Origin of the sequence: Marinobacter sp. SS5-14b (assembly GCF_030541005.1) — a bacterium.
In the GTDB taxonomy this organism is placed as follows: domain Bacteria; phylum Pseudomonadota; class Gammaproteobacteria; order Pseudomonadales; family Oleiphilaceae; genus Marinobacter.
Genome location: NZ_JASSVM010000003.1, coordinates 222,230 through 235,687, shown reverse-complemented (window position 1 = coordinate 235,687; position 13,458 = coordinate 222,230). Strand labels below are relative to the sequence as shown.

Sequence of the window (13,458 nt, the reverse complement as noted above, 5' to 3'; positions counted from 1 at the left end):
ATTAGAGTGAACCGTCATTGAAACCCGCACGAGGCTTGAGCGTGAGGGTCGGGTGAGGCTTTCCGGGACTATAAAGGGCCAGGGATGGCCCGTCCTAAGCGCACAGGGACGTCTTGAGCGTGTCCCGGAAAGCCTCACCCGACCCTCAACGCCACACCAAAGCCAAAAAATCAGGCAGATTCCCGAGTCGCGTCATAAAACATGTGCCGGGTAGCCTCATACTCGACAGCCTCCGCCAGCACCTCTTCCTCCTGCTCCTCGGTCGCACACTGCTCCCTCTGCTCAGGCCGGATTCCCAACTTACGGAACAACTGCATATCCGAATCGGCCTCCGGGTTTGAGGTCGTCAGCAATTTCTCGCCATAGAAAATTGAATTGGCACCTGCCATGAAACACAGCGCCTGCATCTGCTCGTTCATCTGCTCACGCCCGGCCGAGAGCCGAACATGAGACGCCGGCATCATGATCCGTGCCACCGCAAGCATCCGGATAAAATCAAACGGCTCTAGATCTTCCACATTCTCCAACGGCGTACCTTTAACTTTCACCAGCATATTGACCGGCACACTCTCCGGGTGCTGCGGCAGATTCGCTAACTGAACCAGCAGGCCGACGCGATCATCCTCGTCTTCCCCCATACCCATAATGCCGCCACAGCACACCTTCATACCGGCCTTGCGCACGTTATCCAGAGTATCCAGACGATCCTGATACGTACGTGTGGTGATGATATGGTTGTAGTACTTCTCCGAGGTATCCAGGTTGTGGTTGTAATAATCCAACCCGGCCCTGGCCAGCTCCTGCGCCTCCTCTTCCTTCAGCATGCCGAGCGTCATACAAGTCTCCATGCCCAGGGATTTGACCTGCTTGACCATATCCAGAACATAGGGCATGTCCTTTTTTGAAGGGCTGCGCCAAGCCGCGCCCATGCAAAAGCGAGATGCACCTTTTTGCTTTGCAGCCCGAGCCTCGGCCACCACCTTTTCGATTTCCAGCAGCTTTTCTTTTTCCAGGCCGGTGTTGTAATGACCACTCTGCGGGCAATATTTGCAGTCTTCAGGGCATGCGCCAGTCTTGATGGATAGCAGAGTACTGACTTGAACTTCGTTCGGGTCAAAATACTCACGGTGGATCAACTGGGCCCGGAACAACAGATCATTGAACGGCAAATTGAAAAGATCACGAGCTTCCTGAAGCGTCCAGTCATGGCGTAGTGCGGTGGCAGTCATGGCAGAGTCCTGTTAACCTTATCAAGGTTATTGGTTTACGGATAAACCGAGATGATAAACGGACTGAATTCGCTGTCAACCTTCGTTGAGAAAAAGGTTAACAGCGCAAACAAAAGTGGACGCTGTGTTACGTGCCTTTCGCCAGACGCCCGCTTCGGGCTTTGCGACGGCTGTCGGGCCGATCTTCCAGGCAATCGCTGGCGCTGCCACACCTGCGCCCTGCCGATGGCGTTTTCAATACCAGGCATGCGTTGTGGTGAATGCCAAACCTCACCTCCGCCCTATTCCAGATCCCTCATCCCATGGCGTTATCAGTTTCCTGTCGATGGCATGATTGGGCGCTACAAATACCATGGCCACCGGAAGTTCGCCCGGCCCTTGCTGGCAGATTTCGGTGGTTTTCTGGATGAGCAGTTGACACAGAATGAGCGGCCAGAAGCACTGATTCCGGCCCCGATGCACTGGTTTCGGCGATGGCAACGCGGGTTCAACCAGGCCCAGGACATCGCAGAGCACCTGGGCACATATCTGGACATTCCGGTAGCCGCAAACATTGTGCGCCGAAAAAAACGAGCCAAAGCCCAACGAGAGCTGGGCCGGGCTGGAAGGCTGCGCAATCTCGACGGCGTTTTCGAAATTTGCGGCCCGGTGCCCCAAAGGGTCGCCATTATCGATGACGTGGTCACGACTGGAGCAACCGCGAGGGTTCTGGCCCGCACCCTGGCGGATGCCGGCGCCACCGACATTCAGGTATGGGCTCTCGCCCGGACACCCGGCTAACCCAGTTTTTGGTTCGCATACTCAGCAATCGCCAGACAGGATGTGAGCCCCGGTGACTCAATACCAAACAGGTTGACCAGGCCAGGAACTCCGTGCTCGTCCGGGCCATCGATCCTGAAATCTGAAAAGCCGTCATCGGGCCCTGCCAGCTTTGGCCGGATACCCGCGTATGCAGGCTGAAGCCTGGCTGCATCGAGCGCTGGCCACCACTTGCGAACGCCTTCCGCGAAGATCACCCGGCGATTCGAATCCACCGCGTAATCCTCGGCGTCAAGCCACTCCACATCCGGGCCAAACCGGGCCTGCCCCGCCATGTCCAGGGTCAGATGCACGCCGAGCCCCCCTGGCTCGGGCAACGGATAGATCAGCGTGTCAAAAGGGTGTTTTCCGGCGTAACTGAAATAGCTGCCGCGGGCCAACCATTGGACAGGCTTGCCAGAGTCCGGCAGCCCTTGCCAACAGCGGGCCAGACCCGGAGCACCCAACCCGGCAGCATTGATAACCTCTGCGGCATCCAGGGTAACGCCGGCCTCACCGCCCACCCACAAAGTGTGGCCATGGTTGGTTGACTCCGCATGCAACACCGGGCTATTGAGCACCAGCCGCCCCCCTGCATCCTCAAACTCACCCAACAGAGAAAGCATCAAGCCGTGGCTATCGACAATACCGGTTTCAGGGGACCAAAGCCCGGCTTCGGCCTGAACACCCACGCACCTGCTTCTAACGGCGTTGCCGTCGGCAGGTTGCAGCTGTACCCCGTTATGGCCAGCCTGCTGGCGAATGGCCTCAAGACGGACAGCCTGTGCCTCATCCGTGGCAATAATCCATTTTCCGCACTTGCGATGGCCGACCTTCCGCGCTGCACAATAGTCGTAGAGCAAATGCCGGCCGCGCACACAAAAATCAGCCTTGAGTGAATCCTTCGGATAGTAAATTCCGGCATGAATGACTTCGCTGTTACGGGACGACGTGCCTTCGCCAAACCGTGGCCCGGCCTCCAGAACCAGCACCTCCCGCCCCGCTTTTGCCAACTCACGGGCAATCGCCAGGCCCACTACTCCTGCACCAATCACCACGGTTTGCACACGGTAACTTTCTTCCGTCACGACACTTGCCTGCTTTTCAGTTGGTAGACGCGAAATTAACCCAGATCGCACGGTGTTGCATTACCTGAGCTATCAGAACCGTTATACTTTACCCCAAGCGTAACGGGTGCACGGAGCATAGGGTATGTCAGACAGGAAGCAGTTTATTACGGTGATGGTGGTTGCCGCTCTATTCGTGAGCTGGATTGGCTGGCGTGGTTTTGAAGTCATCAGCCTGAACGAACGACTCAAATCCGATAAGATGGTAGCCAGCTACCCCTATCAGCACCGGGTGCTCAGAGTAGAGGGTGACACAGCGATCATCAGCTCGCTAAGGTCCCATTCGGTTCCGACCCAGCGGGCACTGTCGGCGGTTTTCCCCGGCATGAAGCACCTGGCCGACACCAACCGCGATTGGCAAAAGGCAGAGCGGGAACTGGCGCAGGTCCAGGCCAGAGCCGGCGATATCATTCTGGCGGAATCCGCCATCAAACGTGTGCGCTGGGAGCTGGACGAAAACTGGTACCACCTGCAAGCCTTGAAATCCCGACAAGCAACGGCCTTCTGAACTTTATGCACAATGCGCCTTCTGACCTGACATCTTCCTCTCACCCTTACGACAGCCTCACCCCGGAAGTCATTCTGGACGCCCTTGAGGAGGCCGGCTTTGACGTTAGCGGGCGATTGTTTGCCCTCAACAGTTATGAAAACCGGGTCTATCAGGTAGGGCTGGAAGAAGGCGCACCCGTCATTGCCAAATTCTACCGGCCGGGGCGTTGGTCTGAGGCCGCCATTCGCGAAGAGCACGACTTTAGCCTGGAACTGCAAGCCGAGGACATTCCAGTGGTGGCACCACTGATCATGAGCAACGGTGAATCCCTCGGCCGCCATGGTGAATTTCATTTTGCAGTGTTTCCACAGCGGGGCGGGCAGGCACCAGACACCAGTGTTACCGATACCCTTTACCGGCTTGGCCAATGGCTCGGCCAGATCCACAACATCGGCGCCACCAGATCCTTCAAACACAGGCCGGGATTTGACCTGATTCAGGGTATGGAAGAGAGCAACGCATTGCTGGTTAATGGAGGCTGGGTACCTGACGACCTTCGGCCAGCCTGGGACAGCCTGATGCCTGACCTGATCGCCGGCTGCAAACAGCGGATGGACGATGCGGGCCCTGTAGACACCCTGCGCATTCACGGCGACTGCCATGCCGGCAACATACTGTGCCGGGATGAAAGCATGCTGTTTGTAGACCTGGATGACTGCCGCACTGGCCCGGCGGTTCAAGATATGTGGTTGCTGCTCAACGGCGAAGCCACCGAAAAGGGCCAGCAATTGGGCGAACTTCTGGAAGGCTATGAAATGTTTCGCGACTTCAACAGGCGCGAGCGACACCTTATCGAACCCCTGCGCTGTTACCGGCAGGTGGCCCACTGCGCCTGGCTGGCCCGGCGCTGGGAAGACCCTGCGTTCCCCCGATTCTTCCCCTGGTTTGGCCAGCCCCGGTTCTGGTCGGATCAGATTCTGGCATTAAGGGAGCAACTTTCTGCCCTGCAGGAGCCAGCCATCACCCTGCCAGGCCAATACTGAATACTAAATAGAGAGGTAGTCATGAGCGCAAGCGAAAACCGGTACTCAGTGCGGAGCCTGATCATCACGGCCGTGGTCGCGATCACTGGCACGGTTCTGGCTCTGGAGGCCAGCGGTCGAATTGATCACTCTGACAACAAGGACCACGCTCCGGTCGGTGACTTCCAGGCTATTCACGTAAAGCCCGGAGAAGAGTTCCTGATGTCCCGAAAATCCTCCGAATTGCATGCCGTCTGCGAAAACGGCTTCCTTGCCATTGCCGCTGATGTAGACCCGTCTTTCCGCGGCATCCTGGTAGACTACAAGAACCGGGGTGTTCGTTGCAGCCGCCCCTCACCCACCGACATGGACCTGGCATCCGAGCCTGCCGCTGAGGGCGACAATGAGCAGTAACAAATCAGCACCGCAACAGCTGACCGACCGACTGTTTGCCACTGAACGCAACCCCGAAGACTTTCGTTTTGACGCTTCGGTGGCACGGGTGTTTCCGGACATGATCCGACGCTCGGTACCCGGCTATACCACCATCATTCCGATGATCGAGGTCATTACCGAGCAGTATGTGCAGTCCGGCTCGAACTGTTACGACCTGGGGTGCTCTCTGGGCGCCTCCACCCTTGCCATGCGCCATGGCATTCCCTACGCGGATTGCGCCTTGGTTGGGGTAGACAACTCCAGCGCCATGATCGAGCGTTGCGAACATTACATCGCACTGGATGATCACGAATTGCCAATCACCCTGCGGTGCGAAGACATTCTGACCACGGAATTGAGCCGGGCATCCGTCACCACGCTCAACTTTACACTGCAGTTTGTGCCGCCTGAACAACGCCTGGCGCTGCTGAAGCGGATTGCGGATGCAACCCTGCCCGGCGGCGTACTGATTCTTTCGGAGAAAATCCGCTTTGAGTCGGAGCCGGAGCAAGACACCCAGACCCGACTGCACCACGAATTCAAACGCGCAAACGGCTATTCCGACCTGGAAATCAGCCAGAAGCGCGCGGCCATTGAAAAGGTGCTGATTCCCGAAACCCTCGCCGTGCATCGCGAACGACTGAACAGTGCAGGTTTTGATCAGGTTCTGGTTTGGTACCAGTGCTTCAACTTTGTTTCCATCCTGGCCATCAAGAGCCAATAACTCCAGGACAGACCAAAACCCATGGCCGTTTTTGACTGGCGCAATCACTTTACCCCGATACTCACCTACCTGAATCACAACGGCCATGAGGCCTGGGCCAGACTGCTCAGCAGTCAGCTGACGAGGCGCTTTGAGGAAAGTCCCCATGGCGACATGACGCGCTGGCAAGCGGCACTCGCTGCCCTGCCCAAGGTCAAGGGGACAACCGTTGAGCTGAACCGCTCAGCCGTGACCGTCACAGCGCCGGGCACCCTGACCGCTTCCGACGCCGCAAGCCTCGAACAGGGATTGCGAGGGCTGATGCCCTGGCGCAAAGGCCCGTTCGACTTCTTCGGCACTCATATTGATACCGAATGGCGCTCAGACTGGAAGTGGGACCGCGTAGCCCCTCATCTGGCCGATTTAAACGGGCGCACTATTCTGGATGTCGGTTGCGGCTCAGGCTACCACTGCTGGCGCATGGCCGGCGCCGGTGCAAAACGGGTGGTGGGCATCGACCCGGGGCTGCTGTTCATGTTCCAGTTCCTTGCAGTCAAGGGGTACCTTGGCGACGTTCCGGTAGACTTACTGCCCGTGCGCATGGAAGACCTGCCAGGAAACCTTGAACTGTTCGACACCACCTTCTCCATGGGCGTTCTCTATCACCGCCGGTCGCCACTGGATCACCTGCTGGAGCTCAAAGGCACCCTCCGCCGGGGCGGCGAGCTGGTGTTAGAAACGCTGGTGGTGGATGGCCCGGAAGGTTACAGCCTGATGCCAGAAGACCGCTACGGTCAGATGCGCAACGTGTGGTTTCTGCCCAGCTGCCCGACCCTGCTGCGCTGGATGGACCGAGCCGGGTTTATGAGCGCAAGGGTGGTGGACGTGAGCGATACCACAACGGACGAGCAGCGCCGCACTGACTGGATGCGCTTCAATTCGCTGGCCGACTTCCTTGATCCGGACGACCCGACTAAAACCGTCGAAGGCTATCCGGGCCCAAAACGGGCCACAATTATTGCCCAAAAGCCCTGACCGCCACACCAGAAGCAAAAAACCGCCTGCAGCATCAGCGACAGGCGGTTTTTGTTAGCTCTGAAACTTATTCCCCGAAAGGATGCCGCAGAGTAATCGTCTCTACCCGGTCCGGGCCGGTGGAGATGATATCAATCGGCGCTTCGATCTGTTCCTCAAGGAAGCGAATATACGCTTTGGCGTTCTCCGGCAGCTGTTCTACGCTGGTGAGTCCGACGGTGCTGTCACTCCAGCCCGGCAATTCCTCGTAGATCGGCTCAATGTCCTTGTAGCTGTCACAGCCGATCGGCGGGCGGGTGATCTCACCGTTCGGCGTTTTGTAACCCACGCAGACCTTAACGGTTTCCAGTCCGTCCAGAACGTCCAGCTTGGTCAGGCAAATACCGGAGACACTGTTGATCTGGATAGCATGGCGCAGCGCCACTGCATCAAACCAGCCACAGCGGCGTGAGCGGCCGGTGGTGGTACCCACTTCATTACCTTTGACGGCCAGGTGCTGCCCCATCTCATCAAACAATTCCGTCGGGAACGGTCCGGAGCCAACCCGGGTCGTGTAGGCCTTGGTAATACCCAGCACGTAGTCCAGATAGAGCGGACCAAAACCGGAACCGGTCGCAGTACCACCAGCCGTGGTATTGGAAGAGGTGACATAGGGGTAGGTACCGAGATCGATATCCAGCAAAGAGCCCTGCGCACCTTCAAACAGGATGTGCTCGCCGCGCTTGCGGTAGTCGTGCAGAATGTCGGTAACGTCTGCTGCCATGGGCAGAATCTCTTCAGCCATCTGCATCAGTTCTGCCAGAGCGGCATCAATGTCTTCCGCTTCTTCCTTGAAGTACTGGGTCAGCACAAAGTTGTGATAAGACATGATCTCACGCAACTTCACTTCAAAGTCCGCAGGGTTGCAAAGGTCGCCGAGGCGAACGCCACGACGAGACACCTTGTCCTCATAGGCGGGACCGATACCACGCCCCGTGGTGCCTATCTTGTCGATACCCTTGGCACGCTCCCGAGCCTGATCGATGCGAACGTGGGTGCGCAGAATGATCGGGCAGGCCAGACTGATTTTCAGGCGGTCGCGTACCGCCACGCCATTGGCTTCGAGCTCGCGTACTTCCTTGAGCAAGGCCTCTGGTGACAGCACAACGCCGTTACCAATCAGGCAGTGGACGTTGGTCCGGAGAATGCCCGACGGGATCAGGTGCAGGGCCGTCTTCTTGCCTTCGATAACCAGTGTGTGGCCTGCGTTGTGGCCACCCTGGAAGCGCACCACTGCCGAAACTTTATCCGTCAGAAGGTCAACAATCTTGCCCTTGCCTTCATCACCCCACTGGGTACCCAGCACAACAACATTTTTACCCATGATTCTCTCTCACGTCAGGCCGCCCGGAGGCTGGCGCCTTGCACATTTACTCAGGAAAACTCGTAAAACACTGCAGCAGAACGCGTCAGCCCAGCATTTCCACAACCCATTGCCCGTCTTGCTTAACCAGTTGACGATCGCAGCCCCTCTCTCGGGGCTCTGTCGTCGGGTCACCTGGCAACGCTCTGATGACGGTTTCAGTCATTCTCAACCCGGCAATAACGCCCTCCAGTGCGGAGTCGTCCACGGCCGGGGCCCAGATGGCGCCCAATCGCGTGTAGGGGCGCTCACCCAGAGCCACCAGAGCTCGTATATCGAGGCTGAAGCCGGTCGCCGGGCGGGCACGGCCAAAATCACTGCCGATGGCGTCATACCGACCACCCTTGGCCACTGAATCACCGTGGCCAGGCACATAGGCGGCAAACACCAGCCCGGTGTGATAGTTGTAACCACGCAGCTCACAGAAATCGAAACCCAGGCTCACTTCCGGGAAATCCCGACCCAGCATGTCAGCCACCCGGGCAAGCTGCTCAAGCGCTGCATCGAGCGCATCAGACGCTCCGCCCAGAATAGTCCGGGCACTGTCCAGGGCCTCAAGACCACCGCTCACTCGGGCCAGCTCGCGAAGGCGGGCACCGGCAGATCCCGGCGCACAAGCACCCAACAGCTTATCCAGCTCAGGTACCGACTTCCTCGTCATGGCATCAAACACCGCGGCTTCGGTCTCTTTATCGAAGCCAGAGGCCGCAATCAGACTTTCATAAATGGAAACGTGGGCCAAATCGAGGTGGACGCGCGGAAGGCCCGCAACCCGGAGTGTTTCCAGCATCAGGCTGATGACCTCGAGGTCCGCAGCCTCCGAGGTGCTGCCAAACAGCTCGCAGCCTGCCTGAATCGGGGTTCGACCAGTGAGCATGTGTCTGGGCCGGGTATGTAACACATGGCCGGCATAGCAAAGGCGGGTAATACCTTCCTGGCCCAGGGTGTGCGCATCGATACGGGCGGCCTGCGGCGTCATGTCAGCCCGCACCCCCATCATCCGACCGGTGAGCTGATCGGTCAGCTTGAAGGTCTGCAACTCCAGGTCATGCCCGGTACCGGTGAACAGTGACTCAAGATATTCAATCAGGGGCGGAATCACCAACTGGTAACCCCAGCGTTGGCAGGTGTCCATTACATCCCGGCGCAGGGACTCGATCCGTCCGGCCAGAGGGGGCAGAATGTCTTCTACTCCGTCTGGCAGTAACCAGCGATCAGATACTGTCATGAGATTCAGTTGTCCGTTTTTCCGTCACCGGCAAAAGTGCCGGGGGAATGACTCAGGGTTCAGGATGCCCGGGCATAAAAATGCCCGCACAAAACCGCCAGAATTCTACACCCTTGGCAGGCACAAAAAAACCGGAATACCTGAGTATTCCGGTTTTCGTCCTTCGCCAACGGACTTAGTTGGCTCCGGCAGGGTTCTTCAGGAATTTCATGAAGTCGCTGCTGGAGTCGATGACCATGATGTCATCCTTACCAGAAAAGGTATTCTGGTACGCCTGCAAGCTCCGGTAAAAACTGTAAAACTCCTCGTTGCTGCCGTAAGAATCCGCGTAGATCCGGGCCGCTTCACCATCACCTTCACCGCGGGTCGTCTCCGCTTCAGCAAAAGCATTGGCCAGGGTTACGGTTTGCTGACGATCAGCATCCGCCCGAATACCTTCCGCAAGTTCGAGGCCACGGGAACGGAATTCCTGAGCCAGCTTCTGGCGCTCGGTTGCCATCCGGCGATACACGTTCTCGCTGACCGATCCCGGGAACTCGATAGCCTTGACCCGGATATCAATAATTTCAATACCGAATTCTTTCACCGCTGTCTCGTTGGCACGATCGCGAAGTGTGTGCATCAGCTCATCCCGCTGACCGGAAACCACCTCGTGCATGGTACGCACACCGAACTCGTCGCGCAGACCGTTGTCCACACGTGACAGAATCAGCGTTTGCGCCCGCAACTCATCGCCGCCGGTCGCCCGATAGAACTGATCAACGTTACGGATTTTCCAGGCGACGTAGGAATCCACGTCGAGTGGTTTCTTCTCGATGGTCAGATACTGCCTTGAGGGCAAGTCCATCGTCAGAACACGGATATCAAACTCGCGGATCTGGTCAATAACCGGAACCTTGAAGTGGATACCCGCCTCGATGCTGGTCTCAACCAACTCACCAAACCGGAGCTTAACGCCGCGATGGGTCTCTGGAATGATATACACGCTGGACAATACGAGCAGGACGACAATGAGGGCGCCTGCAAGGCCCAATACACCTTTAGGTCCCATAACTTATCTACTCCTCCGGGTATTCACGTCCTGCCGGGTACGCAATTCCTGCAAAACCTGGTCAGTCAGCGTCTGGACATCGATCTGCTGGTTACCTGAGCCGGACGATCCGGAACCGGTGACGGGCAGCCGGCCTTGGGTTAGCCTGTCCAGAGGCAGATACATCATATTTCCACTGCTCTCGGCATCCACGAAGATTTTGCTGCTGCTACCCAGCACCTGTTCCATCGCCTGCAGATACATGCGCTCCCGCGTCACCACCGGCGCGCTCTCATACACGGCGAGCAGCTCGTTAAAGCGGGCGGTTTCACCACGGGCACGTTCGATAACTTCGGCTTTATAGGCATTGGCTTCTTCGATCATACGCTGGGCCTGGCCGCGGGCTTCCGGAACAATCTTGTTACGGTAGGTTTCGGCTTCTTCCTTCAGGCGTTGCTCGTCTTCCCGGGCACGCTGAACTTCACGGAAGGCATCCTGCACCGGTGCCGGTGGCTGAGTGCTTTCAACGTTGACCCGAACGATTTCGAGCCCGGTACCGTACTCTTTCAGGAAGCTCTGCAACCTTTGCTCAACCCTGACCGCTAACTCGGCACGACCTTCGGTTAACACGTCATCCAGTGAAGAGCTGCCCACTTCGTGGCGCAACGCACTGTCCGTCGCAAATGCGAGCGCCTGGTTGGAGTCCCGCACATTGAGCACATAGGCCTTGGCGTCGCCCACCCGGTATTGAACCTGAAGATCCACCGTAACCAGGTTTTCATCCTGGGTCAGCATCTGGCCGGATGACTGGGCCGTGCGCACACTGGTAACCAGAACTTTGGTAGCCGAATCGATCAGCGGCACCTTGAAGCGCAAACCGGGCTCCTCGGTACGATTGTACTCACCAAAGCGAAGCACTACGGCCCGTTCCTGTTCGTCTACTGTGTAGAACGATTGGTATATGACGTAACCAACCACCAGAATCGCCGCAATCGCAAGAATGGCACCGAAGCCACCACTGCCGCCGCTGGATCCGGAATTGCCGTTATTGCCTGAGCCACCCTTGCCGCCCAGCATGCGATTGAGTTTATCGAGCCCCTTTTTCAGCGCTTCGTCCAGGTCTGGCGGACCCTGATCATTGCCGCGACGACCGCCACCGGTTCCCCAGGGATCGTTGTCGTTACGGTTACCACCCGGTTCATTCCAGGCCATAGTTATCTCCGTTCGTGTTTAGTCGAATGGCTGCAAATACTAGGGATTTATCAAGCCCCCGGCAATAGCCGAGCCATTTCAGAGGGGTCTGTCTTCCAATCGGATTTCGTTCTGGCTCACGCCCGCCCGGCTAAGCAGCTGCAACCAGTCACGGCTTTGCAGCCGAACCTCAGCCACTGTATCTCCCGTTTCCCGGTGCTCTTCGCTCAGCACAGAGCCTGCCTCATGCAGCAACGCCCTCAGCTTGCCATCGGCGGGGCTCAGTAGAACGAAGTGATGAACGACGTCCTCTGCTAGCCGCTCCACAATGGCATCAAACAGCAAATCCATGCCTGCACCAGTAACGGCCGACACCCAGGCCCGGACCGGAATACCTTCTTCATTACGATCGACTCTTGGCTCGAAGTCGTCCAGCAAATCGATCTTGTTAAACACCTGAAGCTGGGGAATTTCATCCGCGCCGATTTCTGCCAGCACATTTTCCACCTGCTCGATATTCTCGTCCCGTCGGCCATCATGACAGTCGACCACATGCAACAGCAGCGTCGCCTGCCGGGTCTCCTCCAGCGTTGCCCGGAACGCCTCTACCAGTTTATGAGGCAAGTGGCGAATGAAGCCCACTGTGTCGGCCACTACGACCGGGCCAATGTCCGGAAGTTCCAGCCTGCGAAGGGTCGGGTCCAGGGTTGCGAACAACTGGTCTGCAGCATATACGCTGGACGTAGTAATTCGGTTGAACAGGGTCGACTTACCGGCATTGGTGTAACCGACCAGAGACAGCGTGGAAATATCCGCGCGTTTGCGTGCTCTGCGCCCCTGGTCCCGCTGTTTACGGACCTTTTCCAAGCGCTTGTGGATGGATTTGATTCGCTCCCGCAGCAGCCGGCGGTCGGTCTCGAGCTGAGTCTCACCCGGGCCGCGCAGGCCAATACCACCCTTCTGGCGTTCCAGGTGCGTCCAACCCCGAATCAGCCGGGTAGACATGTGCTCAAGCTGGGCCAGCTCAACCTGCAGCTTACCTTCGTGGGTGCGGGCCCGCTGGGCAAAGATGTCCAGAATAACGCCCGTCCGATCCAGTACACGGCATTGAAGCTCGCGCTCTATATTCCGCTCCTGGCTCGGGCTGAGGGCGTGATTGAACAGCACCACATCCGCCTCGTTGGCCGCTACAGCATCGCGAATCTCTTCAAGCTTGCCCTCTCCTACAAAAAAGCGCGGGCTCGGCTGCTTGCGATTGCCAGTCACCATCGTTACGGGCTCAACACCCGCAGAGGTTACCAGCTCCCGGAATTCACCGGGGTCTTCTGAACCATCATGGGCGGTGAATTCAATGTGCACGAGAACCGCCCGTTCTCCGACGTCAGGACGTTCAAACAAGATATTATCAGCTCCCTAAAAACAAACACCCGCGGCCATTCCAGCTCAGAGGCTGTCCTGGAACGCGGGTGTCAAAACCGGAAACTCCGGGGGTATTAATCTTCAGCCTCTTCCTCTCCTGTCGGGGTCGCCTGCGGCAGCCGTACATTGCGGGCAGGGACGACAGTGGAAATGGCATGTTTGTAAACCATCTGGCTTACGGTGTTCTTCAGCAGAATCACGAACTGGTCAAAAGACTCAATCTGGCCCTGAAGCTTGATGCCGTTAACCAGAAAGATAGAAACCGGAATGCGTTCCTTGCGCAAGGCATTGAGGTAAGGGTCTTGTAAGGAGTGCCCTTTTGACATGTGTATTCTCCTGTTTATAAGTA

The 13,458-nt window shown here is 57.5% G+C and carries 14 protein-coding genes; 6 read left to right on the top strand and 8 right to left on the bottom strand.

Translation table 11 applies throughout. The features are described 5' to 3' along the window. Positions 1 to 170 precede the first annotated feature (170 nt). A complete protein-coding gene (gene bioB / locus QPL95_RS08715; RefSeq protein ID WP_303290597.1) occupies positions 171 to 1,229 on the bottom strand; it encodes a biotin synthase BioB in 1,059 nt (352 codons plus the stop codon). Positions 1,230 to 1,280: 51 nt separating this feature from the next. On the opposite strand from bioB, the gene QPL95_RS08710 reads away from it, so the two are divergent. Then, positions 1,281 to 2,009 (top strand): ComF family protein, encoded by a 729-nt coding sequence (locus tag QPL95_RS08710; protein ID WP_303290596.1) that lies wholly within the window; start codon positions 1,281 to 1,283, stop codon positions 2,007 to 2,009. On the opposite strand, the gene QPL95_RS08705 is transcribed toward QPL95_RS08710, so the two are convergent. After that, complete coding sequence (locus QPL95_RS08705; RefSeq protein ID WP_303290595.1) at positions 2,006 to 3,115, bottom strand: NAD(P)/FAD-dependent oxidoreductase; 1,110 nt, start codon at positions 3,113 to 3,115, stop codon at positions 2,006 to 2,008. The two genes, QPL95_RS08710 and QPL95_RS08705, sit on opposite strands and share 4 nt — an antisense overlap. 124 nt (positions 3,116 to 3,239) lie before the next feature. On the opposite strand from QPL95_RS08705, the gene QPL95_RS08700 reads away from it, so the two are divergent. From QPL95_RS08700 to cmoB, 5 genes are read left to right on the top strand one after another with little or no spacing between them, the layout of a single operon-like run. After that, positions 3,240 to 3,662, top strand: a complete 423-nt coding sequence (locus tag QPL95_RS08700; protein WP_303290594.1) for a hypothetical protein — start codon at positions 3,240 to 3,242, stop codon at positions 3,660 to 3,662. A gap of 5 nt (positions 3,663 to 3,667) precedes the next feature. After that, positions 3,668 to 4,687, top strand: coding sequence for a serine/threonine protein kinase (locus QPL95_RS08695; RefSeq protein ID WP_303290593.1), 1,020 nt, complete (start codon positions 3,668 to 3,670; stop codon positions 4,685 to 4,687). Between the two features lie 21 nt (positions 4,688 to 4,708). Then, positions 4,709 to 5,080 carry a kinase gene (locus QPL95_RS08690; protein ID WP_303290592.1) on the top strand — a complete coding sequence of 124 codons (372 nt, stop codon included), beginning with the start codon at positions 4,709 to 4,711 and terminating at the stop codon, positions 5,078 to 5,080. Next, a complete protein-coding gene (gene cmoA, locus QPL95_RS08685; RefSeq protein ID WP_303290591.1) occupies positions 5,070 to 5,825 on the top strand; it encodes a carboxy-S-adenosyl-L-methionine synthase CmoA in 756 nt (251 codons plus the stop codon). Before QPL95_RS08690 ends, cmoA begins: the two co-directional genes overlap by 11 nt. 21 nt (positions 5,826 to 5,846) lie before the next feature. Then, a complete protein-coding gene (gene cmoB, locus QPL95_RS08680) occupies positions 5,847 to 6,839 on the top strand; it encodes a tRNA 5-methoxyuridine(34)/uridine 5-oxyacetic acid(34) synthase CmoB (protein ID WP_303290590.1) in 993 nt (330 codons plus the stop codon). 67 nt (positions 6,840 to 6,906) lie between these two features. Here the strand turns inward: cmoB and QPL95_RS08675 are convergent, their stop codons facing one another. The 6 genes from QPL95_RS08675 to hfq all read right to left on the bottom strand — a co-directional run bounded on the left by QPL95_RS08675 (position 6,907) and on the right by hfq (position 13,435). Continuing rightward, a complete protein-coding gene (locus QPL95_RS08675; protein WP_303290589.1) occupies positions 6,907 to 8,202 on the bottom strand; it encodes an adenylosuccinate synthase in 1,296 nt (431 codons plus the stop codon). Positions 8,203 to 8,287: 85 nt separating this feature from the next. Beyond that, positions 8,288 to 9,469, bottom strand: a complete 1,182-nt coding sequence (locus QPL95_RS08670; RefSeq protein WP_303290588.1) for an ATP phosphoribosyltransferase regulatory subunit — start codon at positions 9,467 to 9,469, stop codon at positions 8,288 to 8,290. A 175-nt stretch (positions 9,470 to 9,644) separates the two neighbouring features. Then, positions 9,645 to 10,520, bottom strand: a complete 876-nt coding sequence (gene hflC, locus QPL95_RS08665) for a protease modulator HflC (protein WP_303290587.1) — start codon at positions 10,518 to 10,520, stop codon at positions 9,645 to 9,647. A 3-nt stretch (positions 10,521 to 10,523) separates the two neighbouring features. Then, a complete protein-coding gene (gene hflK, locus QPL95_RS08660; RefSeq protein WP_303290586.1) occupies positions 10,524 to 11,711 on the bottom strand; it encodes an FtsH protease activity modulator HflK in 1,188 nt (395 codons plus the stop codon). A gap of 78 nt (positions 11,712 to 11,789) precedes the next feature. Then, a complete protein-coding gene (hflX, locus tag QPL95_RS08655) occupies positions 11,790 to 13,091 on the bottom strand; it encodes a ribosome rescue GTPase HflX (protein WP_303290819.1) in 1,302 nt (433 codons plus the stop codon). Positions 13,092 to 13,183: 92 nt separating this feature from the next. Next, positions 13,184 to 13,435 carry an RNA chaperone Hfq gene (hfq, locus tag QPL95_RS08650; RefSeq protein ID WP_303290585.1) on the bottom strand — a complete coding sequence of 84 codons (252 nt, stop codon included), beginning with the start codon at positions 13,433 to 13,435 and terminating at the stop codon, positions 13,184 to 13,186. Between the last annotated feature and the right edge of the window lie 23 nt (positions 13,436 to 13,458).

Bases quoted from the DNA above. Each gene is read 5' to 3' on its own strand.
- hflC (WP_303290587.1), bottom strand. From the start codon at position 10,520: ATGGGACCTAAAGGTGTATTGGGCCTTGCAGGCGCCCTCATTGTCGTC.
- QPL95_RS08690 (WP_303290592.1), top strand. From the start codon at position 4,709: ATGAGCGCAAGCGAAAACCGGTACTCAGTGCGGAGCCTGATCATCACG.
- QPL95_RS08710 (WP_303290596.1), top strand. From the start codon at position 1,281: ATGATAAACGGACTGAATTCGCTGTCAACCTTCGTTGAGAAAAAGGTT.
- hflK (WP_303290586.1), bottom strand. From the start codon at position 11,711: ATGGCCTGGAATGAACCGGGTGGTAACCGTAACGACAACGATCCCTGG.
- QPL95_RS08670 (WP_303290588.1), bottom strand. From the start codon at position 9,469: ATGACAGTATCTGATCGCTGGTTACTGCCAGACGGAGTAGAAGACATT.
- cmoA (WP_303290591.1), top strand. From the start codon at position 5,070: ATGAGCAGTAACAAATCAGCACCGCAACAGCTGACCGACCGACTGTTT.
- QPL95_RS08700 (WP_303290594.1), top strand. From the start codon at position 3,240: ATGTCAGACAGGAAGCAGTTTATTACGGTGATGGTGGTTGCCGCTCTA.
- QPL95_RS08675 (WP_303290589.1), bottom strand. From the start codon at position 8,202: ATGGGTAAAAATGTTGTTGTGCTGGGTACCCAGTGGGGTGATGAAGGC.
- QPL95_RS08695 (WP_303290593.1), top strand. From the start codon at position 3,668: ATGCACAATGCGCCTTCTGACCTGACATCTTCCTCTCACCCTTACGAC.
- cmoB (WP_303290590.1), top strand. From the start codon at position 5,847: ATGGCCGTTTTTGACTGGCGCAATCACTTTACCCCGATACTCACCTAC.
- hfq (WP_303290585.1), bottom strand. From the start codon at position 13,435: ATGTCAAAAGGGCACTCCTTACAAGACCCTTACCTCAATGCCTTGCGC.
- bioB (WP_303290597.1), bottom strand. From the start codon at position 1,229: ATGACTGCCACCGCACTACGCCATGACTGGACGCTTCAGGAAGCTCGT.